This is a genomic window from Streptomyces sp. NPDC052236 (assembly GCF_044548015.1).
GTDB lineage: Bacteria > Actinomycetota > Actinomycetes > Streptomycetales > Streptomycetaceae > Streptomyces.
This window is the reverse complement of record NZ_JBIUBL010000002.1, coordinates 91,950-111,841: the sequence shown is the minus strand read 5'-3', so window position 1 is coordinate 111,841 and position 19,892 is coordinate 91,950. Positions and strand designations below refer to the sequence as shown.

The following is a 19,892-nucleotide window of genomic DNA, read 5'->3' as shown; positions in this document are numbered from 1 at the left end:
GGTGGGGGTGCCCCCGGCGAAGCCAGGGGGAGTGCCCCCACCGCGTTGTCGTCAATCACCATGGCTCCGCCATGCCTCAATCCTCCGCCTTGCAGCTGCACGCACCCAGCGCCGCTCCTTCTCCCACCCCCCATTTGCCGGTCGGTCTTAGCGGCCATCACCCCTCGGCAAGGTTTCTTCGTCCGCCGGACGAGCGACGATAGAAACAGATAGAAACAGGGGCATCACCCTGCCCACACCGAATGCCTTGGATGCCTTGTCTCTACGTGAACGGAGATCCCGTGTCTGTATCGGAGAGTGCCATCGCCTCTGCGGAGGCTCACAGCGCGCACAACTACCACCCTCTGCCCGTCGTCGTCGCCTCGGCTGAGGGCGCCTGGATGACCGATGTCGAGGGGCGCCGCTTCCTCGACATGCTCGCCGGGTACTCGGCGCTCAACTTCGGTCACGGAAACCGCCGGCTGATCAACGCCGCCAAGGCGCAGCTGGAGAGAGTCACGCTCACCTCCCGCGCCTTCCACCACGACCGGTTCGGGGACTTCTGCGCACAGCTCGCCGAGTTGTGCGGCATGGAGATGGTGCTGCCGATGAACACCGGGGCTGAGGCGGTGGAGACCGCCGTGAAGACCGCCCGGAAATGGGGTTACCGGGTCAAGGGCGTCCCGGCCAACATGGCGAAGATCGTCGTCGCGGCCAATAATTTCCACGGCCGTACGACGACCGTGATCAGTTTCTCCACGGACCAGGAGGCACGGGCGGACTTCGGTCCCTATACGCCCGGCTTCGAGATCGTTCCGTACGGGGACCTGACCGCGATGGACGCGGCGCTGACCGAGAACACCGTGGCCGTGCTGCTGGAGCCGATCCAGGGCGAGGCTGGGGTGCTGGTGCCGCCGGCCGGGTATCTGGCGGGGGTGCGGCGGCTGACCCGCGAGCGGAACATCCTCTTCGTCGCGGACGAGATCCAGTCGGGCCTGGGGCGTACCGGCCGGACCTTCGCCTGTGAGCACGAGGGCGTCGTGCCGGACATGTATGTGCTGGGCAAGGCGCTGGGGGGTGGTGTGGTGCCGGTGTCTGCGGTCGTCTCCTCGGCCGAGGTGCTCGGTATCTACCGGCCCGGTGAGCACGGCTCGACCTTCGGCGGCAATCCGCTGGCCTGCGCGGTGGGCCTGGAGGTGATCGCGATGCTGCGCACCGGCGAGTTCCAGCAGCGCGCCACGGAGCTGGGCGACCATCTCCACCACGAGCTGGGCCTGTTGACGGGCGGCGGCGCGGTGGAGGCGGTGCGCGGCCGGGGGCTGTGGGCGGGCGTCGACATCGTGCCGAGCCACGGCACCGGCCGGGAGATCTCGGAGAAGCTGATGGACCGCAGGGTCCTGGTCAAGGACACCCACGGTTCCACGATCCGGATCGCCCCGCCACTGGTGATCAGCAAGGAGGATCTGGACTGGGGCCTGGACCAGCTCAGAGCCGTACTCGACGCCTGAGCTGTACCGGTCCCCGAGCCGTACCCGGGCCCCCGAGCCGTACTCGACTCAGCGGACTCAGCGGACTCAGCGGATGACGTGGGGCAGGAAGCGGGCGTACTCGTCCGTGACCAGCCCTGCCGATTCCCGGATGCCGAGGCCCGCCGCCTCGTCCTCAACGACCCATGCGCCGAGCACCACCCGGTTCCCGTCGAAGTCCGGCAGCGGGGCCAGTTCCTGGTAGCAGCACGGCTCTTCCCGCACCACGGGCTCGGCGCCCGGCTCGTGGATGGTGACGCCCGCGCCCTCGCGGCCGAGCAGCGGCTTGGCCACATAGCCCCGCCGGCCGGCGAGTTCGCGCGGTCCGTCGAGGTAGGCGGGGAGCAGATTCGGGTGAGCCGGGTAGAGCTCCCACAGGATCGCCATCAGCGCCTTGTTGGAGAGGAGCATCTTCCAGGCGGGCTCTATCCAGCAGGTGGTGCCCGTGGAGCCGCCGTTGTCCAGGGTGTCGAGGACATGCGGCCCGAACCGGTCGGTGACCAGCCACTCCCATGGATAGAGCTTGAAGCAGCTGCGCATGAAGCGGAGCCTGTCGTCGACGAAGCGGCCGGAGAGCCGGTCCCAGCCGATCTGTTCGACGGACAGCGCCTCGGTGGCGATACCGGCCTGCTCGGCCGTCTCACGCAGATACGCGACGGTCATCAGGTCCTCGCCGAGCTCGTCCCCGTCGGAGTGGACGAAGTGCAGCGGCCCGGGCGGCAGCAGCGGGGCCTGGCGCTGCCAGGCGGCGATGAGGCGTTCGTGGAGGGAGTTCCACTGGTCGGCCCCGGGGAAACGATCCTCCATCCAGAACCACTGCGGTCCTGCGGCCTCGACCAGGGACGTGGGGGTGTCGGCGTTGTACTCCAGCAGCTTGGCCGGGCCCGTGGAGTCGTAGCGCAGATCGAAGCGGCCGTAGACCGAGGGGAGTTCGTCCCGCCGCCGCCAGGACTCGGCGATCAGCGAGGCGAGCCGCCGGTCGGTGATGCCGAGGTCGGCGAAGCGGTCGCGCGCCACGATGTGCTCGGCGGCGGCCAGGCACATGGCGTGCAGTTCCTCGACCACCTCTTCCAGCGCCTCGACCTCGGGCAGCGAGAACTCGTAGTACGCGCTCTCGTCCCAGTACGGGCGCAGGGAGTCGTCCGGGTAGCGGGTGAGGGGATAGACGAGGCCCTGCTCCTCGACGATCTTCTGCCAGCCGGGGCGGGGTTCGATGGTGTGACGCTTCATGGATCGCTGTGCCTCGTCGCTACGTCAGGTCTCGTCGGGTCAGCCGCCGCCGGAGCCGGAGCTGCCGAAGCCGCCGCGGTCGACCGCGGACTTGTCGAAGCTGCCGCCCTCGGCCTTGCCGGCGCTGATCCTGCCGCCGTAGTAGTACGAGCCACGTCGGGTGCCGCTGCCGCTGTCGTCGTCCTCGCACTCGTAATTGGGCAGCTGCTCCCGGGTCACCGGGTCGACGCACCGCCTGTCCGGTTCCGAGTCCGAGCCGCAGGACGTGATCGTCGCCGCAAGCAACCCCATGCCACCGAGCACCACCGCGCTCGACCTCAGCCTGCGTCGCGCCACCATCAGCCCGTCCCCCCGTTCGAATCTGTGCAGTCTTCAGTGCGGATCTCAGTGCGATTTCACGCAGTGAACCGCCGGACAGACTAGATGGCCGCCTCGCGCGCCGGTAAGCCCGGTCCGCCAACCACGCTCAACAGCCCCCATCCACGGTAGCTTTACACTGGTTTAGGCCCTTTACGAGATCACGGCAGCACCCGGCACAGCGCGTCCAGGGCCCCCGCCCAGCCGCTGTCCGCCGGTGTCCCGTACCCCACCACCAGCGCGTCCCTCCCCGGCGGCGCGTCCTTGTGGCGGAAGCGGGAGATCCCCTCCACCGCCAGGCCCTGCCACGCCGCCGCCTGGATGACGGACTGCTCGCTGCCCGGCGGGAGTTCGAGCACCGCGTGCAGCCCCGCCGCGATGCCACTGACGTGGATGTCCGGGGCGCGCTCCGCCAGCGCCCGGACCAGTTCGTCGCGCCTTCTGCGGTAGCGCAGCCGCATCCCCCGCACATGCCGGTCGTACGCGCCCGAGCCGATGAACTCCGCCAGCGTCAGCTGCTCCAGCGTGCTCGACACCCAGTCGATGCCTCCCTTGGCCTCGGCCACCTCGCCCACCAGTTCCTCGGGCAGCACCATCCAGGCGAGTCGCAGCCCCGGCGCCAGGGACTTGCTCGCCGTGCCCAGGTAGACGACCCGCTCCGGGTCCAGGCCCTGGAGCGCGCCCACCGGCTGGCGGTCGTAGCGGAACTCCCCGTCGTAGTCGTCCTCCAGGATCAGCCCGCCCGCACCGCGCGCCCAGTCGACGGCGGCGGCGCGCCGGTCCGGGTGGAGCGCGACCCCTCTCGGGAACTGGTGCGCGGGCGTCAGCAGCACCGCGCCCGCCCCGCGCAGGGCCGCCAGTCCGCCGGTCTCCGCGCCCTGTTCGTCGAAGGTCAGCGCGGGCGTCCGCAGCCCCGCGTCGGCCAGTACGTTCCAGTGGACGTCGAGCCCGTACGACTCGACGGCCACCTCCCGCACCCGCCGTGCCCTCAACACCTTCGCCAGCAGCATCAGCCCGTGCAGGAAGCCGGAGCAGATCACCACCCGCTCAGGGGTCGCGTACACGCCGCGCGCCCGCGCCAGATACTCGGCGAGCACCGTCCGCAGCTCGACGCGCCCGCGCGGATCGCCGTAGCCGAAGGCCTCGTGGGGCGCGACGGTCAGCGCCCTGCGGGCCGCCTTCAGCCACTCGGCGCGCGGGAAGGAGGCCAGGTCCGGCCCGCCCGGCAGCAGGCTGTACGCGGGCCGGGCAGCCGGAGCCCTGGCCGCCGCCACCCCCGTAGCGGGCTTCTTCGGCACGGCCGCCCGTCTGGCGACCCGCGTGCCCGAGCCCTGCCGGGCGGTGAGCCATCCCTCGGCGACCAGTTCGGCGTACGCGTCGGCGACCGTGTTCCGCGCGATCCCCAGATCGACGGCGAGCGAACGTGAGGACGGCAGCCGGGTCCCATGCGCCAGCCGTCCCGTGCGCACGGCCTCCCGCAACGCGTCCGTCAGACCCGATCGCACCCTGGAGCCGCGCAGTTCCAGATGCAGGTCGGAGCCGAAAGCGGCCCAGGAATCTGCCATGAAAGTGGACCATACATCTGTGCCACCGGCCGCGTAGCGTCGAAGTCATGACGACGCACGAGAACACGTCCTACGCCCCCGAGCACGCCCCGCGCCTCGACTTGGCGAAGCTCGCGCCCGAGGTCTTCAAGGCCATGGTCATACTCGACGCGGCGGCCCGGCAGGGCCTGGACCTCGTCCTCCTCGAACTGGTCAAGATCCGCGCCTCGCAACTCAACCACTGCGCTTTCTGCCTGGACATGCACACCAAGGACGCCCTCGCGGCGGGCGAGTCGGTGGAGCGGATCATCCAGCTCAGCGCCTGGGAAGAGTCGCACCACTTCTACACCGAGAAGGAGCTCGCGGCGATCGCGCTGACGGAGGCTGTCACCGTCCTGACCGACGGTTTCGTGCCAAATGAGGTGTACGAGAGGGCCGCCGCCCACTTCGACGAGACGGAGCTGGCCCAGCTGGTCTCGGCGATCACGGTCATCAATGCCTGGAACCGGTTGGCTGTGTCCACCCGCATGGTCCCCGGCCACTACACGCCCGGCCAGTTCAAGCGCTGACGGTTTCCTGCCGAGCGAAGTCCGCGCATCCCGAAGAGGTATCAGAAATGACCGTGACCGCTTTCCGCGCCCTGCATCACGACCGCGCCCCCGGCGACGCGCTCGTCCTCCCGGGACCGTGGGACGCGGGCAGTGCCCGCGCCTTCACCGAAGCGGGTTTCCCGGCGCTGGCGACGCCGAGCGCCGGTGTCGCGGCGGCTCTCGGCTACGAGGACGGGCACACTCCCGCCGACGAGATGTTCGCCGCCGTCGCCCGTATCGTCCGCTCGGTGGACGTCCCTGTCTCCGCGGACGTCGAGAGCGGCTACGGCCTGCCCCCGAAGGAGCTGGTGGCCCGGATCCTCGACACCGGCGCGGTCGGCTGCAACCTGGAAGACTCCGACAGCGCCACCCAGGGTCTCAAGGACCCGCGATTCCATGCGGACTGGCTGGCGGAGGTCCGCGCGGAGGCGGGTGACCAGCTCTTCATCAACGCCCGGGTCGACTCGTTCATCCGCGGCGTCAGCGACCCGGAGGAGGTGATCACCCGGGCCCGGCTGTACGTGGCGGCGGGGGCGGACTGCGTCTTCCCGATCGCCGTACCGCCGGAGCGGCTCCCGCTGCTGCGCGCGGAGCTGGAGGGCCCGATCAACGTCGTCCCGATGCCGGGCGGCGTGCCCGTCGCCGAGCTGGGCGCCCTGGGCGCGACCCGGATCACCTTCGGTCCGTTCCTGCACGGGCGGGCGATGGCGGCGGTAGGGGAGATCGCGCGAGATCCGCGGCTGACAGGCCGCTCGGCGCGGGCGGCATCGGGAATGCCGTCCGCGCCAAGCAAAGGACGTACCGTCACTTCTTCGGGAGCCAGGCCTTCCACGTCGCCTCGTTCGCCTTGACCCACTTCTCGGCCGCCGCCTCCGGCGCCATCTTCTCGCTCGCGATCATCAGCGCGACCTCGTTCTGCTGCTCGGTCGTCCACTTGAAGTTCTTCAGGAACTCCGCCGCCTCGCCGCCGTTCTTCGCGAAGTCCGCGTTGAGGAACTTCTGCAGCGCCGTGTCCGGGTACGCGCACGCGACCTTCTTCGGGTCGGCGTCACAACCCTCCTTGTGCTCCGGCAGCTTCACCTCGACCATGTCGATCTGCGCGTTCAGCCACTGCGGGGTCCACCAGTACGTCAGGAACGGCTTCTTGTCCTTCGCGTACTTCTTGATCGCCGTGATCTGCGCGGCCTCGGAACCCGAGTAGTTGGTCTTCAGATCCAGCTTGAGGTTGGTGATGATCGCGTCGTCGTTGGTGACGTAGTCCGGCGAGCCTTCCAGGATCTCGCCCTTGTCACCGCTCTCCGCCGTCTTGAATTCCTTGGCGTACTTGTTGAGGTTCTTGTAGTCCGTCACATCGGGGTGCGCGTCCGCGAAGTACTTCGGTACGAACCAGCCGATGTGCCCGGTGACGCCGAGGTCGCCGCCCTTGGCGACGGTCTTCTTCGTCTCGACGTACTGCTTCTCCTCCTTGGGGTGACCCCAGTCCTCCATGATCGCGTCTATGTCGCCCTTGGAGAGCGCGTCCCAGGCGAGGACCTCGCCCATCTGCTGCGTCTTGACGGTGTAGCCGAGCTCCTTCTCCAGGAGGTAACCGGCGACGGCCGTGTTCGCCTGGGCGCCGACCCACGAGGGGACGGTCAGTCTCACGGTTTTCGCGCCGCCGGCCTCCTCTTTCTTGCCGGTGTCGGCGGCGCCGCATGCGCTGAGGGTGAGGAGCCCGAGGGCGCTGACGACGGCGGTGCTGATACGTACGGTGCGCATGCGCATGGTGCTCCTGTAATTAGTGACTAGGAAGGATTGTTCTTGCGGGTCCTGGTGCCGGTACGGGTGCCGGGACCGGTCCGTGTCGTGGGCTGCGTGACCCGGTCCAGTACGAGACCGAGGCAGACGATCGCGACTCCGGCCGTCATCCCGATGCCCATCTCGCCCCGGGACAGGCCCTTGACGACGTCGTAGCCCAGCGCCCCGCCGCCGACCATGCCGCCGAGGACGACCACGGCCAGCACCAGCACGACACCTTGGTTGACGGCCAGCTGGAGCGCCGGACGGGCCAGCGGCAGCTGTACGCCCAGGAGTTGCTGCCGGGGCGAAGCGCCCAGCGAACGCGAGGCCTCCAGCGCCGCGGGGTCGACCTCGCGCAGTCCCTGGGTGGTGATGCGTACGACAGCGGGCAACGCGTAGACGACGGCCGCGATGATCGCCGAGGAGCGGGTGACGCCGAACAGCGCGACCACCGGGATGAGGTACACGAAGTGCGGCATCGTCTGCATCGCGTCCAGCACGGGCCGCAGCCAGCGTTCGAGCCGTCCGGCCCGCGCGCACAGCACCCCCGCGAGCACGCCCAGGACCAGGGTGAGGACCAGGGCCGCGAGCACCTGGGAGAGCGTGTCCAGGGACTTCGCCCAGACCCCGAGGACCCCGATCGCCGCCATCGAGAGCGTGGCGGTGAGCGCGGTCGCCCAGGTGCCGACCAGCCAGGCCAGGGCCGCCACGAGCAGCAGTACCGACCACCAGGGCAGCCAGATCAGGCTGTCGCGCAGCGGGTTGAGAATCCAGAGAGTGAAGTGCTCCGCCCACACCTCCGTGCCCCCGAGGACCGGGACTCCGGAGGAGAGGTTGTCGGTGATCCAGTCCTGGGCCTTGTTGACGGGCGTGGAGATGTCGTACGTCCAGCCCTCCGGCCAGGCCTTGCCGATCGCGATCCCGGCCAGCGCCGCGGCGACGGCGCCGGCGGTCACCAGGCCCCACGCGGAACGGCCGTGCAGCAGGCCGCCGCCCGGCGCGCTCTCGCCGATACGGTCGCCCGCCGCCGCGGTCGTACGGTCCAGCCAGACCGCGATCAGCACGATCGGGATGCCCGCGGCGAGGGCCTTGCCGACGTCGACGGTGGAGAGCGCCGAGTAGACCTCCTCGCCCAGTCCGCCCGCGCCGACGAGGGCCGCGATGACGACCATCGAGAGCGCCATCATGATCGTCTGGTTGAGGCCGAGAAGCATCTGCTTGCGGGCGAGCGGCAGCCGTGCGGTCCGCAGCCGCTGCCAGCCGCTCGCGCCGAGCGAGGTGGAGGCTTCGAGTACGGCGGGGTCGGCGCCGCGCAGGCCGAGCGAGGTGAGACGGGCCATGGGCGGGGCGGCGTAGATCACCGTACAGAACAGGGCGGCGGGCGTGCCGGTGCCGAAGACCAGCACGAACGGCAGCAGATACGCGAACGCGGGCAGCACCTGCATGGTGTCGAGCACCGGCCGCAGCACCCGGTCGACCCGGTCGGACAGACCGGCGGCGAGCCCGATCGCCACGCCCAGCAGCGAGGCGACGGCGACGGCCACGACCATCAGCGCGATGGTCAGCAGCGTGGCGTCCCACATCCCGAGCAGCCCGCACACGGCGAACGCCCCGAACGCGGTCGCCGCGACCTTGATCCCCCGCCGCCCGAGCCCGGCGGCGCGCCAGGCGAGGCCCACACCGGCGACGAGGACGCCGAGCCAGCCCATGGCGTCGAGGAACTGGTAGACGGCGTCGACGGCATCGGTGGCGGTGTTGGAGAGGTGGAGGAGGAAGTAGAGGAAGAGGGGGTGGGTATCGCGGTTGTCGACGACCCAGGTGTTGGCGTCGTCGAGGGGCCCGGACACGTCGACGGTCAGCTCGCCGGGCCAGCTGCCGCTGCCCCAGAGGCCGACACCGACGGGCACGAGCACGAGGGCGGCGAGGGCGAGCAGCAGCAGCTTGCCCTTGATGGGGTGGTGGAGAAGCTCGCGCAGGGCGCTGGGCGCGGGGGCCGGGGTGGGCTCGCGGGTCTTCTCGGGGGGAGCGGCGGTGACGGTGGCGGTCATCGGCTCCACCGCCCGGGGCGGGCAGGGGCCTGCCGGGCAGGGCGCGCGACGCGGGCGGGCTGCTGCTCGGAGGCGCCGGGCACGGGCGGCCCGGCGTCGCGATCGGCGCACGCCGCGCGCCGCGTGGGGGCCCCCGCGGGCTGCGCCGCGCGGGACCGACACTCGGACCGGGTACGGTCACCGGTCCCGGTCACGGTCACAGACCCAGTTCCGGTCCCGGTCACGGTTCCGGTTCCGGTTCCGCTTCCGGTTCCGGTTTCGGTTTCGGTTTCGGTCACAGACCCGGTCACGGACGACCGGGCCCGGCCAGGTCGGGCTTCGGCTCGGGTGCGCATCAGGCCACCGCCCCCTTGCTGTCGAGCTTGCTGTCGAGTCGGTCGAGTCCGGCCACGACATCCAGCAGCCCCCGGTGGTCGACGACCCCCACGCACCGCCCGTCCTGCACCACTCGCGCCGTCTCGCCGCTGCGGGCCACCGCCTCGATCGCCTGGAAGACCGTCGCGTCGGGCGCCAGCGCCGGACCCGTCTCGGAATCGTCCGCGCCCACCGGCCGCATGGCCGTACGCACCGTCATGACCTGCTCGCGCGGCACATCCCGTACGAAGTCCCGTACATAGTCGTCGGCGGGCGAGCCGACTATCTGCTCCGGCGTGCCCAGCTGCACGATCAGCCCGTCCCGCATCAGCGCGATACGGTCGCCCAGCTTCAGCGCCTCGCTCAGGTCGTGCGTGATGAAGACCATCGTCCGGCCCTCCTCGCGGTGCAGCCGGATGACCTCCTCCTGCATGTCCCGGCGGATCAGCGGGTCGAGCGCGCTGAACGGCTCGTCGAAGAGCATCACCTCGGGGTCGACGGCGAGCGCGCGCGCAAGACCGACACGCTGCTGCTGACCGCCCGACAGCTGCCCTGGCCTACGGTGCTCAAGGCCTTCGAGGCCGACCTTCGCGACGACCTCCGCGGCCCGCTCCCTGCGGGCGGCCTTGCCCATGCCCTGGATCTCCAGGCCGTAGGCAACGTTGTCGATCACCGAACGGTGCGGCAACAGACCGAAGTGCTGGAAGACCATGGACGCGCGGCGGCGGCGCAGTTCGCGCAGGCGCGCCGTGTCCATGGCGAGCACGTCCTCGCCGTCGATGGCGATCGACCCCGACGTGGGCTCGATCAGCCGGGTCAGACAGCGCACGAGCGTCGACTTGCCGGAGCCGGAGAGGCCCATGACAACGAAGACCTCACCCTTGCGCACATCGAAGGAGACATCGCGTACGGCGGCGGTGCAGCCGGTGCGCTCGCGCAGCTCGGCCGGGGTGAGCGCGCCGAGCGCGGCATCGCCGGGAACGCGGTCGGCCTTCGGCCCGAAGACCTTCCACAGGTCGCGTACGGAGAAGACAGGCGGCACAGCCGCGTCCACAGCAGACTTGGTCACATCAATACTCACAGACTCGTTATCGGCTTCGGCTTCGGTCTGGGCTTCGGTCTGGGCTTCGGGCTTCATCGGGTCACGCCCTTCTCCTCGGAAGCCGCGGACAGCAGATCCGCGCACTTCTCGCCGACCATCAGGACGCCGATCATCGGATTGACGGCAGGCATCGTCGGGAAGACGGACGCGTCGGCGATACGGATGCCTTCGAGCCCCTGGATTCTCAAATCCGGGGATACTACGGCCAGTTCATCACCAGAGGCACCCATTCGGCAGGTGCCCGCCGGGTGGTACACCGTGTGCGCCACTTTGCGCGCGTACTCACCGATCGCTTCGTCGGAGACGACCTCGGCCCCCGGGCAGACCTCCCGCTTCAGCCACCCGGCCAGCGGCTGAGCCGCCGCTATCGTGCGGGCGAGCTTGATCCCGTCGACGAGCGTACGGCCGTCGTAGTCGTCCTCATCAGTGAAGTAACGGAAGTCCAACGCAGGCTTTACATCCGGATCCGCGCTGGTCAGATAGAGGCGGCCACGGCTGCGCGGCTTGGGGATGTTCGGCGTCATCGACACCCCGTGCGCGGGCCGCTCGTAACCAAGCCGCTCCGGGTTGTCGGTGAACGGTATTTGGTAGAAGTGGAACATCAGATCGGGCCCGGCGGACGCGGGATCACGCCGTACGAACAGTCCCGCGTCGCTGTCCATCGCCGAGTTCTCGGGGATCGGTCCGTGCGTCTCCCACACGATCACCGACTCCGGATGGTCGAGCAGGTTCTCCCCGACGCCCGGCAGATCGTGTACGACAGGTATGCCGAGCCGTTCCAGGTCGGCGCGCGGCCCGATGCCGGAGTGCAGCAGCAGCCGCGGGCTGTCCACGGCGCCCGCGCAGACCAGGACCTCGCGCCGCGCCGTGACGCTTCGCTCCTCGCCGTCCTTCGTACGGACGCGCACGCCCGTCGCCCGCGCGCCGTCGAACTCCAGCTTGTACGCCCAGGTTTCCAGCGCTATGTGCAGATTCGGGCGGTCCAGGAACGGGTGCAGATACGCGACCGAGGCGGAGGACCGCTTGTTGTCCTCCGGGTGGTAGGCGAGGTCGAAGAAGCCGACGCCCTCGTGGAAGGGCTCTTTGTTGAAGCCCTCGACGCGGGGGACGGCCAGTGCGCTCTGCGCGGCGTCGACGAAGTCGCGGGCGATGGCGTTACGGTCCGCCTCGCCGACCGGCACGATGTTGTTCCGCAGCCGGTCGAAGTAGGAGTCCATGGCCGCCGCGTCCCACCCGTCCGCGCCCGCCGCCGCCCACTCGTCCCAGTCGGACGGCAGCGGCCGGAAGGCGATGAGGGTGTTGTGCGAGGAACAACCGCCGAGGACCCGGGCCCGGCTGTGCCGGATGTGGGAGTTGCCGCGGGGTTGTTCGGTGGTCGGGTAGTCGTAGTCGAGCTCGCCGCCCAGCAGGCCCATCCAGCGCCGCAGGGTCAGTACGTCGTCCCGGCCGACGTCGCTCGGGCCGCCCTCGATGACGGCGACGGTGATGTCGGGGTTCTCCGTGAGCCGGGAGGCGATCACCGATCCGGCGGTGCCTCCGCCGACGACGACATAGTCGTACTCAGAGTCGTACACAGACATGGCGTGCTGGGCTCCTCGTCCTGGGTCCGCGTCTTCGTTGCTGGGCGTGGCTGGGCGTTGGCTGGGTCAACCGACGAACCAGCGCACGGGGCGCGGGGCGAGGTTCTGGTAAATGTGCTTGGCCTCGCGGTACTCGGCGAGACCGGTGGGCCCGAGCTCGCGGCCGATGCCCGACTTCCCGAATCCGCCCCACTCGGCCTGCGGGAGATACGGATGGAAGTCGTTGATCCATACGGTTCCGTGGCGCAGTCGCCCGGCGACGCGCCGAGCGCGCCCGGCGTCGGCGGTCCACACCGCGCCCGCAAGACCGTATTCGGTGTCGTTGGCGAGGGCGACGGCCTCGTCCTCCGTACGGAAGGTCTCGACGGTCAGTACCGGGCCGAAGATTTCTTCGCGTACGACGCGCATGTCGCGGTGGCAGTGGTCGAGGACGGTGGGCCGGTAGAAGTACCCCTCGTACGTCTCGTACCCCTCACCCTCCGGACCCTCCGGGGCCTTCGGCCGCTCCCCGCCCGTGCGCAGCACCGCGCCCTGCTCCAGCGCCGAGGCGACGTACTCCTCCGTCTTCGCGAGCTGCTGCGCGGAGACGAGAGGTCCGCACTCCACGCCCTTCTCGGTGCCGCGCCCGAGGCGTATCTTCCCGGCGCGGCGGGCGAGTTCGGTGACGAAGCGCTCGCGCAGCGACTCCTCGATGATGAGCCGCGATCCGGCGGAGCAGACCTGGCCGCTGTGGATGAACGCGGCGTTCAGCGCCTGATCGACGGCGGTGTCGAAGCCTTCGTCACTCGCGCACGCGTCGGCGAAGACGACGTTGGGGTTCTTGCCGCCGAGTTCGAGGGCGACCTTCTTGACGCTGTCGGCGGCGGCGCGCATCACCTTCGTACCGCTGGACAGTCCGCCGGTGAAGGACACCAGATCCACATCGGGGTGCTCGGCCAGCCGGGCGCCGACGGGGGCGCCCGCGCCGGTCACGATATTGGCGACGCCGGCCGGCAGTCCGGCCTCGGCGAGCAGCGCGATGAGCGCGACAGTGGTCAGCGGCGTGATCTCGCTCGGCTTGATCACAAAGGTATTGCCCGCGGCCAGCGCCGGGGCGATCTTCCAACTCGCTTGGAGGAGGGGATAATTCCAGGGCGTGATCAACGCGCAGACCCCGACGGGTTCGTGTACGACCACGCTGTGGATCTCGTCGGAACCGGCGTCGACGACGCGCCCGCCGCTCTCGTTCATGACGAGGTCGGCGAAGTAGCGGAAGGCGTCACTCACGCAGTCGACGTCGACGTGCCCTTCCTCCAGGGTTTTTCCGGCGTCGCGGCACTCCAGCAGCCCGAGCTCTTCGCGGTCGCGCTGGAGCAGCCCGGCGACGCGCCGCAGCAGGGCGGCGCGCTCGGCGACGGGGGTACGGGGCCACTCGCCCTGGCCGCCGTCGAATGCCGTACGCGCGGCGGCGACGGCCTTGTCGGTGTCCTCGGCGCCGCCCTCCGCCACGACGGCGAGGACGGTGGCGTCGGCAGGGTCAATGATCTCGCGCGTGGCGCCGGACGTGGCTGCGCGCCACTCTCCGCCCACGTGGATGGTCTGTTGTGCCGACACGTCGCGTTCAGCCTTCCGTTTCCGTTAAGTTCCAAGTTGCCCGTGAGGTCATCCGCCGGCACTGACCAGCGGACGGGTCGCCTGCCCAAGGGTTTGGAAAGCATGCGTACGCGTGTCTCAAAGTTGCCCACATCACTTCCGGGTGACGGGGCAGGCGTACTCCGGTCTGATCGGATGCGGCAAGCAAACCTTCCCTGCCTCTCTTTCCCCCTTCCCCACACACGGGACTGCGCTACTCTCATGACGAGACGCAACGTATCGACTCGTCAGACTTGCCCGCGGAGGCGCCCACATGCAGCACTTCTTCGACATCTCGCCCGGCCTACGCCTCTGGGCGGAGGAACGCGGAGCCGTCGGCGCTCCCCCGCTCCTGCTGATCATGGGCGCGCAGGCATCCGGCATGGGCTGGCCCGATGACTTCGTGGACGCGCTCTCCGCCCGCCACCGTGTGATTCGCTACGACCACCGCGACACCGGCCGCTCCACGTGGCCCTTCGACGATCAGCCCTACGCCATCACCGACCTCGCCGAGGACGCGATCGCGGTCCTGGACGGCCTCGGCGTCGAACGCGCCCACGTCGTCGGCCTGTCCCTGGGCGGCATGCTGGCCCAGCTGCTGATCGCCGATCATCCCGACCGGCTGCTCAGCGCCACCCTGATGGGGACCTGCGCGCTCAGCACCGCCCCGTACACCACGCAGGACGGAACGCGAATCCCGGCCGAGGAACTCCCCGGCATCGCCCCCGAGGTACTGGAAATGTGGTCCCGCACTGTCGAGGACCGGGGCCTGGAGGCCGAGCTGGACCGGCGGGTCGAGCACTGGCGGGCACTGGGGGGCGGGCAGATCCCCTTCGACGCGGAGTACGCACACGCCCTGGAGAGGAAGATCATCGAGCACACCGGGCACCACACCGCCGGCACCGCGCACGGCCGGGCCGATCACTCAGGCATGCTCCGCACCGACGAACTGGCCAAGACAGACGTGCCGACCCTGGTCATCTCCGCCCCGGCCGAACCGGTCTTCCCGCCGCCGCACCCCCAGCACATCGCCCAGGCGATCCGAGGCGCGCGCGTCGTCGAGATCCCTGGCATGGGGCATGCGCTCCCCCGCGAGGTGATCACCCCGCTGACCACCGCGATCTTGGACCATACGGCGGGATGACAGCACTGTGGGGCACTACACGACGTAGTGCCCCACAGTGACAGAGTCGTACAACTCGTAGTAGTACAACTCGTAGTCGTACTACTCGTACGGATCAGATGAGGCCGAGCTCGCGGACCGCCGCACGCTCCTCCTCCAGCTCCTTCACCGACGCGTCGATGCGCGCGCGAGAGAAGTCGTTGATGGACAGGCCCTGGACGATCTCGTACTTGCCGTCCTTGCACGTGACCGGGAAGGACGAGATCAGGCCCTGCGGTACGCCGTACGAGCCGTCCGACGGGATGCCCATCGACGTCCAGTCGCCCTCCGCCGTGCCGTTGACCCACGTGTGTACGTGGTCGATCGCGGCGTTCGCGGCCGAGGCAGCCGAGGACGCACCACGCGCCTCGATGATCGCCGCGCCGCGCTTGGCGACGGTCGGGATGAACGTGTCGGCGAGCCACTGCTCGTCGTTCACGGCCTCGGCGGCGTTCTTGCCCGCCACCTCGGCGTGGAAGATGTCCGGGTACTGGGTCGCCGAGTGGTTGCCCCAGATCGTGAGGCGGCGGATCTCGGAGACCGCCGCGCCCGTCCGCTTCGCGAGCTGCGAGATCGCGCGGTTGTGGTCGAGGCGGGTCATCGCGGTGAAGCGCTCGGCCGGTACGTCCGGGGCCGCGGCCTGCGCGATGAGCGCGTTGGTGTTGGCCGGGTTGCCGACGACCAGGATCTTGATGTCGTCCGCGGCGTTGTCGTTGATGGCCTTGCCCTGCGGCTTGAAGATGCCGCCGTTGGCGGAGAGCAGGTCACCACGCTCCATGCCCTTCGTACGCGGGCGGGCGCCGACCAGCAGCCCCACGTTCGCGCCGTCGAAGGCCACGTTCGGGTCGTCGGTGATCTCAATGCCGCTCAGCAGCGGGAAGGCGCAGTCGTCCAGCTCCATGGCCGTGCCCTCGGCGGCCTTCAGACCCTGCGGGATCTCCAGGAGACGGAGCTTGACCGGCACATCCGCGCCGAGCAGGTGGCCGGAGGCGATGCGGAAGAGCAGCGCGTAGCCGATCTGGCCGGCCGCGCCGGTCACAGTGACATTCACGGGGGTACGGGTCATCTCGATCTCCGTAAGACAGCTGGCGGTGGGGGTCCCTGCCCCTGGTGCGGAACGCCCCTCCACACTTCTTCTTAATCTTGACGTGAAGAGACATCCAGCGTCAGGCTATCCCACCTTGTGGCGCGCCTTATGGCTGCACCCGTTACTCGATGGTGCAGCCCATGGCGCCCATCTGCCGCGTCACGCACGCCTTCGCCTCGGTCGGCGCCGTCACCGCTGCCATCGGCGTGTACGCATCGTTGTCCGCGTTCACCAGGCCACTCTGCGCGGTCTTGCCGCCGACGCTGACCTGCACCGTGTCCCCGGGGGCCGCCAGGGTGACCCGGGCCCAGGCCGCCTGGCACGTCTTGCTGTACCGGAGCTCCAGCAGCGCCATGCCGACGTACGTACGGGAGACGGTCTCGGCGAACTCGCCGCCGCAGCCCATGGCTTCCGGATCCTTTCCCGTACAGGCGGCGCCGCCGCACTTCACGCCCGCGGGCAGCGCCGGGGCGCTGGTGGCCGGCGAGGCGGACGGCGTCCTGGCCACGGTCTTGGCCTCGCCGCTCGCGGCTCCCCCGAGGTCGGTCAGGAGCAGGGCCGCGGCGATGACCAGAAGCGCGCCGACGACACCGGCGAGGAACAGCGCGAGCTTGCGCTGCGCGTGTGGTGGGCGAGGAGACGGGGAGGGCGGTGCGGGGGCGGCGGTGACCGGCGCTGTGGTGACGGTGGTGGCGCCGGGCGGCGCGGTAGGTGTGATCGGTGCGGACGGTGCGCTCGGCGCGATCGGGGGTCCGAACTCCCTGGGCTCCGTACTCACCCTCACCGCCGCGGGACCGGAACGGCTCCAGGCCTGCTCCGCGAGCTCCCACATGGTGACCAGCTGAACCATGTCCGTACCGGTCACCTCGGCCAGTGCGACGATCGCGCCCCTGGGCGCGGGCAGCTGTCCGTTCAGATACCGCTGCCACGACGTCTTGCCGTAACCGGTGCGGTCGGCCACCGCCGTGAGATTCAGCCCGCTGCGGTCGACCAGCCGGCGCAGCTGCCTGGTGAACTCCCGGGCCTGTGGGTCGATCTCGTCCGGTAGCACCTTCCAACGAGGCATTGCTTCCCCCTCGGACATCCCGTTTCTGGCTACCCGCTGAGATGTTCGGGGCCAGGAGTTCAGTTCCGCCGCCGATTCAGTCTCGCATCCGTGGCGCAACGATCACACCGTGGCGGAATGGTCACTTCCATGCCACAGGCACCTGGCGTCCCTTGATCGCGGTTGTCACGTCCATGACTCTTAAACCGCGACGGCGCCTGTCCTTCCTCGGGGGAGGGGACAGGCGCCGTCGCACGCCGACGCTGTGCTCGCTAACGCACGGTGAAGTGGACTACGTCCTCCAGGAACGGCACGTCCAGCCACGGCTCGGGCTGCGCCATCAGCGCGAGCAGCACGATCAGGACACCGAACAGTCCGTACGTCACCATGTCGGTGAAGCGCGAGCGCACGGCGAGCATGCCGACGGAGGGCAGGACGCGGCGCAGCACCGCGCCCGTCATCATGCCCACGCCGATCAGGATCACTCCCACGCGGAAGGCGTCGGCGAAGGCGTCGGTGCCGACGACGATCAGCCCGAAGCCGGTCACGGCGAGCACGGTGAGAAGCGGCCACTGCCGAGCGGGCGCGGGCGCGTCACCGGGCGCGGCCCGCCCACCGCCCTCGGGGCGGGCGGTGTCGAGGGTGAGGGATGCGGGACGCCGCGAGGGAGTCTTGCCGCCGGGGCTGCCGGGGCTGCCGGGGCCAGGGGGGCCACTGTCGGCGTCGGCCGCGCCACTCTTCGGCTCCGGCGCGTCGGGAGCGCCGCCGGCCCGGGGGCGTACCGCGTCGGCGAGCGCGTCGGCGGCTTCGGCGTCAGCTTCGGCGTCAGCTTCCGTATCAGAGCCGGAGCTGGGGGTGGAGTTGGCGTTGGCGCGGGCCCGGCCCTCGGTGGCGTCCTCGGACGTCGGTCCGTCCGCGACCTCCGCACCGGCCGCCTCGGGCCGAGGCCGGCCCGTACCGTCGGCGGACCGCCCCGCACCGCCTCCGGGAAGCCCTGTCGCGTCCGGTTCCTCGTTCGTACGTACGCCCATGGTTCAGCCCTTCCCGGTCAGCCCGCGGCGGCGACCGCTGCGCGCTCAGCCGCCTCGACCACGTTGACCAGCAGCTGCGCGCGTGTCATCGGGCCGACGCCGCCCGGGTTCGGGGCGACCCAGCCCGCCACCTCCGCGACGCCCGGGTGGACGTCACCAACGATCTTGCCGTTCTCGTCGCGGCTGACGCCGACATCGAGCACCGCCGCGCCCGGCTTGACGTCCTCCGGCTTGATCAGGTGCGGCACTCCCGCCGCGGCGACGATGATGTCGGCCTGCCTGAGGTGCGCCGACAGATCGCGCGTACCGGTGTGGCACTGCGTGACCGTCGCGTTCTCGGACTTACGGGTCAGCACCAGCGGCATCGGCCGCCCGATGGTGATCCCGCGCCCCACCACCACCACATTCGCCCCGTTGATCTCGACGCCATGGTGGCGCAGCAGCTGGACAATGCCGTACGGGGTGCACGGCAGCGGCCCCGCCACACCCAGCACCAGCCGCCCCAGGCTCGTCGGGTGCAGCCCGTCCGCGTCCTTCGCCGGGTCCATCAGCTCCAGGACACGGTTGGTGTCGATGCCTTTGGGAAGCGGGAGTTGGACGATGTAGCCCGTGCACTCGGGGTTGTCGTTGAGCTCCCGTACGACCGCCTCGATCTCTTCCTGCGTGGCGGTGTCCGGCAGTTCGCGCTGGATCGAGGCAATGCCCACCTGCGCACAGTCGCGGTGCTTGCCACTGACGTACCAGCGGCTGCCGGGGTCGTCCCCGACGAGCACGGTCCCCAGGCCCGGGGCGATGCCCCGCTCCTTGAGGACCGCCACACGGGCGGTCAGATCGGTTTTGATCTTGGCTGCGGTGGCCTTGCCATCGAGAATCTGGGCGGTCATGTACCCATCCTCGCGGATAGACCCGCCCCGGTTCCAATTCGCCCCTCTCTTCGGTTCTCTCCCAGCTGTGTGCGAGGTTGCACTTGCACAACACATTGAGTTACCGACTGGACAAAAAGTTGACGTTAATACGACGATGAGCCGCGCAGCCGCGGGAAGTGCTGGGGGGACAAACCGCTGAACATGTGACGTTCCTCCGCTCGGACCGCGTCGTCCCCGCACTTTCCAACGGAGGATTCCCGCTCATGAGCTTCGGCGACCCCAACAATCCCTATGGCCAGCAGCCGCAAGGCCAACCGGGCTACGGCCAGCAACCGCAGGGTCAGCCGGGCTACGGCTACCCCCAGCAGGGCCAGCCCCAGGCCCCTGACCAGCAGCCCGGCTACGGCTACCCCCAGGCCCCGCCGGTCCAGGCGTACGGCGGCGGCTTCCCCGGCGGCCCGACCGAGATGCCCGGCGGTGTGAAGGCCGCTCGCGTGATGCTCTGGGTCATCGCCGGCTTCCAGCTGATCGGCACGGTCCTCTTCGTCCTCGCCGCTATCGCTGTCGACAAGGCCAAGGACGACCCGAAGCTGAAGGACGACGTCCAGTTCCAGGACCTCGCCGACTTCTCGACGGGCGCGATTTACGGCCTCACGTTCCTCGTACTGCTGTGGGGGATGCTCGCTGTCTTCCTGGCCGTCAAGTTCAAGAGCGGCGGAAACGGCATCCGCATCACCGCGATGGTCTTCGGCATCATCACGGCGGTCCTGGGCGTCTACCCGTTCATCATCGTCGGCCTCGTGCACACGGTGCTGGCCATCCTCGTGACCGTGTTCGTCGGGAAGTCCGACGGCGGCGCCTGGTTCAACCGCGCCCGCCACTGACCTGACGCGGTCCGGCACGGCAACGCAAACTCGTAGGCCGTAACTCCCTCTCCTGGAGGATGAGTTACGGCCTACGCCGTTCTCCGGGGTTCACCTCGGCGGAAGAATCAGTGCATC

Annotated in this window: 17 protein-coding genes; 5 read left to right on the top strand and 12 right to left on the bottom strand. The window is 69.7% G+C overall.

Going from position 1 to position 19,892, the window contains the following annotated elements; all coding sequences use genetic code 11:
• Positions 1–281 precede the first annotated feature (281 nt).
• Entirely contained in the window at positions 282–1,487 is a 1,206-nt protein-coding gene (gene rocD, locus ACIHCQ_RS04420) for an ornithine--oxo-acid transaminase (protein ID WP_399657844.1), read from the top strand.
• Between the two features lie 66 nt (positions 1,488–1,553).
• Here the strand turns inward: rocD and ACIHCQ_RS04415 are convergent, their stop codons facing one another.
• The 3 genes from ACIHCQ_RS04415 to ACIHCQ_RS04405 form a co-directional block, all read right to left on the bottom strand.
• Entirely contained in the window at positions 1,554–2,735 is a 1,182-nt protein-coding gene (locus ACIHCQ_RS04415) for a glutathionylspermidine synthase family protein (protein ID WP_399657842.1), read from the bottom strand.
• Positions 2,736–2,774: 39 nt separating this feature from the next.
• Positions 2,775–3,071, bottom strand: a complete 297-nt coding sequence (locus ACIHCQ_RS04410; RefSeq protein WP_399658637.1) for a hypothetical protein — start codon at positions 3,069–3,071, stop codon at positions 2,775–2,777.
• A gap of 182 nt (positions 3,072–3,253) precedes the next feature.
• A complete protein-coding gene (locus ACIHCQ_RS04405; protein ID WP_399657840.1) occupies positions 3,254–4,657 on the bottom strand; it encodes a PLP-dependent aminotransferase family protein in 1,404 nt (467 codons plus the stop codon).
• Positions 4,658–4,704: 47 nt separating this feature from the next.
• Between ACIHCQ_RS04405 and ACIHCQ_RS04400 the strand changes: the two genes are divergently transcribed.
• Both ACIHCQ_RS04400 and ACIHCQ_RS04395 read left to right on the top strand, forming a co-directional pair.
• Positions 4,705–5,205 carry a carboxymuconolactone decarboxylase family protein gene (locus ACIHCQ_RS04400; RefSeq protein ID WP_399657838.1) on the top strand — a complete coding sequence of 167 codons (501 nt, stop codon included), beginning with the start codon at positions 4,705–4,707 and terminating at the stop codon, positions 5,203–5,205.
• Between the two features lie 47 nt (positions 5,206–5,252).
• Positions 5,253–6,077 carry an isocitrate lyase/phosphoenolpyruvate mutase family protein gene (locus ACIHCQ_RS04395; RefSeq protein WP_399657836.1) on the top strand — a complete coding sequence of 275 codons (825 nt, stop codon included), beginning with the start codon at positions 5,253–5,255 and terminating at the stop codon, positions 6,075–6,077.
• Here ACIHCQ_RS04395 and ACIHCQ_RS04390 read toward each other — a convergent pair.
• From ACIHCQ_RS04390 to ACIHCQ_RS04370, 5 genes are all read right to left on the bottom strand, one after another.
• The gene (locus ACIHCQ_RS04390; protein ID WP_399657834.1) at positions 6,031–6,990 is read right to left on the bottom strand and encodes an ABC transporter substrate-binding protein; all 960 of its coding nucleotides are present in this window, start codon (positions 6,988–6,990) and stop codon (positions 6,031–6,033) included. The two genes, ACIHCQ_RS04395 and ACIHCQ_RS04390, sit on opposite strands and share 47 nt — an antisense overlap.
• Positions 6,991–7,010: 20 nt before the next feature.
• A complete protein-coding gene (locus ACIHCQ_RS04385) occupies positions 7,011–9,053 on the bottom strand; it encodes an ABC transporter permease (RefSeq protein WP_399657832.1) in 2,043 nt (680 codons plus the stop codon).
• A gap of 334 nt (positions 9,054–9,387) precedes the next feature.
• Positions 9,388–10,476: a glycine betaine/L-proline ABC transporter ATP-binding protein gene (locus ACIHCQ_RS04380; RefSeq protein ID WP_399657830.1), complete on the bottom strand. Its 1,089-nt coding sequence runs from the start codon at positions 10,474–10,476 to the stop codon at positions 9,388–9,390.
• 65 nt (positions 10,477–10,541) lie between these two features.
• The gene (locus tag ACIHCQ_RS04375) at positions 10,542–12,089 is read right to left on the bottom strand and encodes a GMC family oxidoreductase (RefSeq protein ID WP_399657828.1); all 1,548 of its coding nucleotides are present in this window, start codon (positions 12,087–12,089) and stop codon (positions 10,542–10,544) included.
• A 66-nt stretch (positions 12,090–12,155) separates the two neighbouring features.
• A complete protein-coding gene (locus ACIHCQ_RS04370; protein WP_399657826.1) occupies positions 12,156–13,682 on the bottom strand; it encodes an aldehyde dehydrogenase family protein in 1,527 nt (508 codons plus the stop codon).
• 292 nt (positions 13,683–13,974) lie between these two features.
• On the opposite strand from ACIHCQ_RS04370, the gene ACIHCQ_RS04365 reads away from it, so the two are divergent.
• Positions 13,975–14,844, top strand: coding sequence for an alpha/beta fold hydrolase (locus ACIHCQ_RS04365; protein ID WP_399657824.1), 870 nt, complete (start codon positions 13,975–13,977; stop codon positions 14,842–14,844).
• 94 nt (positions 14,845–14,938) lie between these two features.
• Here the strand turns inward: ACIHCQ_RS04365 and ACIHCQ_RS04360 are convergent, their stop codons facing one another.
• The 4 genes from ACIHCQ_RS04360 to ACIHCQ_RS04345 all read right to left on the bottom strand — a co-directional run bounded on the left by ACIHCQ_RS04360 (position 14,939) and on the right by ACIHCQ_RS04345 (position 18,909).
• Entirely contained in the window at positions 14,939–15,928 is a 990-nt protein-coding gene (locus ACIHCQ_RS04360) for a malate dehydrogenase (RefSeq protein WP_399657822.1), read from the bottom strand.
• A gap of 142 nt (positions 15,929–16,070) precedes the next feature.
• Positions 16,071–17,015: an XRE family transcriptional regulator gene (locus ACIHCQ_RS04355; protein WP_399657820.1), complete on the bottom strand. Its 945-nt coding sequence runs from the start codon at positions 17,013–17,015 to the stop codon at positions 16,071–16,073.
• A gap of 251 nt (positions 17,016–17,266) precedes the next feature.
• Positions 17,267–18,025 (bottom strand): DUF3017 domain-containing protein, encoded by a 759-nt coding sequence (locus ACIHCQ_RS04350; protein ID WP_399657818.1) that lies wholly within the window; start codon positions 18,023–18,025, stop codon positions 17,267–17,269.
• A 17-nt stretch (positions 18,026–18,042) separates the two neighbouring features.
• Positions 18,043–18,909 carry a bifunctional methylenetetrahydrofolate dehydrogenase/methenyltetrahydrofolate cyclohydrolase gene (locus ACIHCQ_RS04345; RefSeq protein ID WP_399657816.1) on the bottom strand — a complete coding sequence of 289 codons (867 nt, stop codon included), beginning with the start codon at positions 18,907–18,909 and terminating at the stop codon, positions 18,043–18,045.
• Between the two features lie 245 nt (positions 18,910–19,154).
• Between ACIHCQ_RS04345 and ACIHCQ_RS04340 the strand changes: the two genes are divergently transcribed.
• On the top strand, positions 19,155–19,775 hold the full coding sequence (locus ACIHCQ_RS04340) for a proline-rich domain-containing protein (RefSeq protein WP_399657814.1): 621 nt from the start codon (positions 19,155–19,157) through the stop codon (positions 19,773–19,775).
• Positions 19,776–19,892 lie beyond the last annotated feature (117 nt).

Coding starts and splice junctions, on each gene's coding strand:
- ACIHCQ_RS04385 (WP_399657832.1), bottom strand. CDS start 9,053: ATGACCGCCACCGTCACCGCCGCTCCCCCCGAGAAGACCCGCGAGCCC.
- ACIHCQ_RS04375 (WP_399657828.1), bottom strand. CDS start 12,089: ATGTCTGTGTACGACTCTGAGTACGACTATGTCGTCGTCGGCGGAGGC.
- ACIHCQ_RS04355 (WP_399657820.1), bottom strand. CDS start 17,015: ATGCCTCGTTGGAAGGTGCTACCGGACGAGATCGACCCACAGGCCCGG.
- ACIHCQ_RS04360 (WP_399657822.1), bottom strand. CDS start 15,928: ATGACCCGTACCCCCGTGAATGTCACTGTGACCGGCGCGGCCGGCCAG.
- ACIHCQ_RS04415 (WP_399657842.1), bottom strand. CDS start 2,735: ATGAAGCGTCACACCATCGAACCCCGCCCCGGCTGGCAGAAGATCGTC.
- ACIHCQ_RS04400 (WP_399657838.1), top strand. CDS start 4,705: ATGACGACGCACGAGAACACGTCCTACGCCCCCGAGCACGCCCCGCGC.
- ACIHCQ_RS04395 (WP_399657836.1), top strand. CDS start 5,253: ATGACCGTGACCGCTTTCCGCGCCCTGCATCACGACCGCGCCCCCGGC.
- ACIHCQ_RS04345 (WP_399657816.1), bottom strand. CDS start 18,909: ATGACCGCCCAGATTCTCGATGGCAAGGCCACCGCAGCCAAGATCAAA.
- ACIHCQ_RS04405 (WP_399657840.1), bottom strand. CDS start 4,657: ATGGCAGATTCCTGGGCCGCTTTCGGCTCCGACCTGCATCTGGAACTG.
- ACIHCQ_RS04340 (WP_399657814.1), top strand. CDS start 19,155: ATGAGCTTCGGCGACCCCAACAATCCCTATGGCCAGCAGCCGCAAGGC.
- ACIHCQ_RS04390 (WP_399657834.1), bottom strand. CDS start 6,990: ATGCGCATGCGCACCGTACGTATCAGCACCGCCGTCGTCAGCGCCCTC.
- ACIHCQ_RS04350 (WP_399657818.1), bottom strand. CDS start 18,025: ATGGGCGTACGTACGAACGAGGAACCGGACGCGACAGGGCTTCCCGGA.
- ACIHCQ_RS04365 (WP_399657824.1), top strand. CDS start 13,975: ATGCAGCACTTCTTCGACATCTCGCCCGGCCTACGCCTCTGGGCGGAG.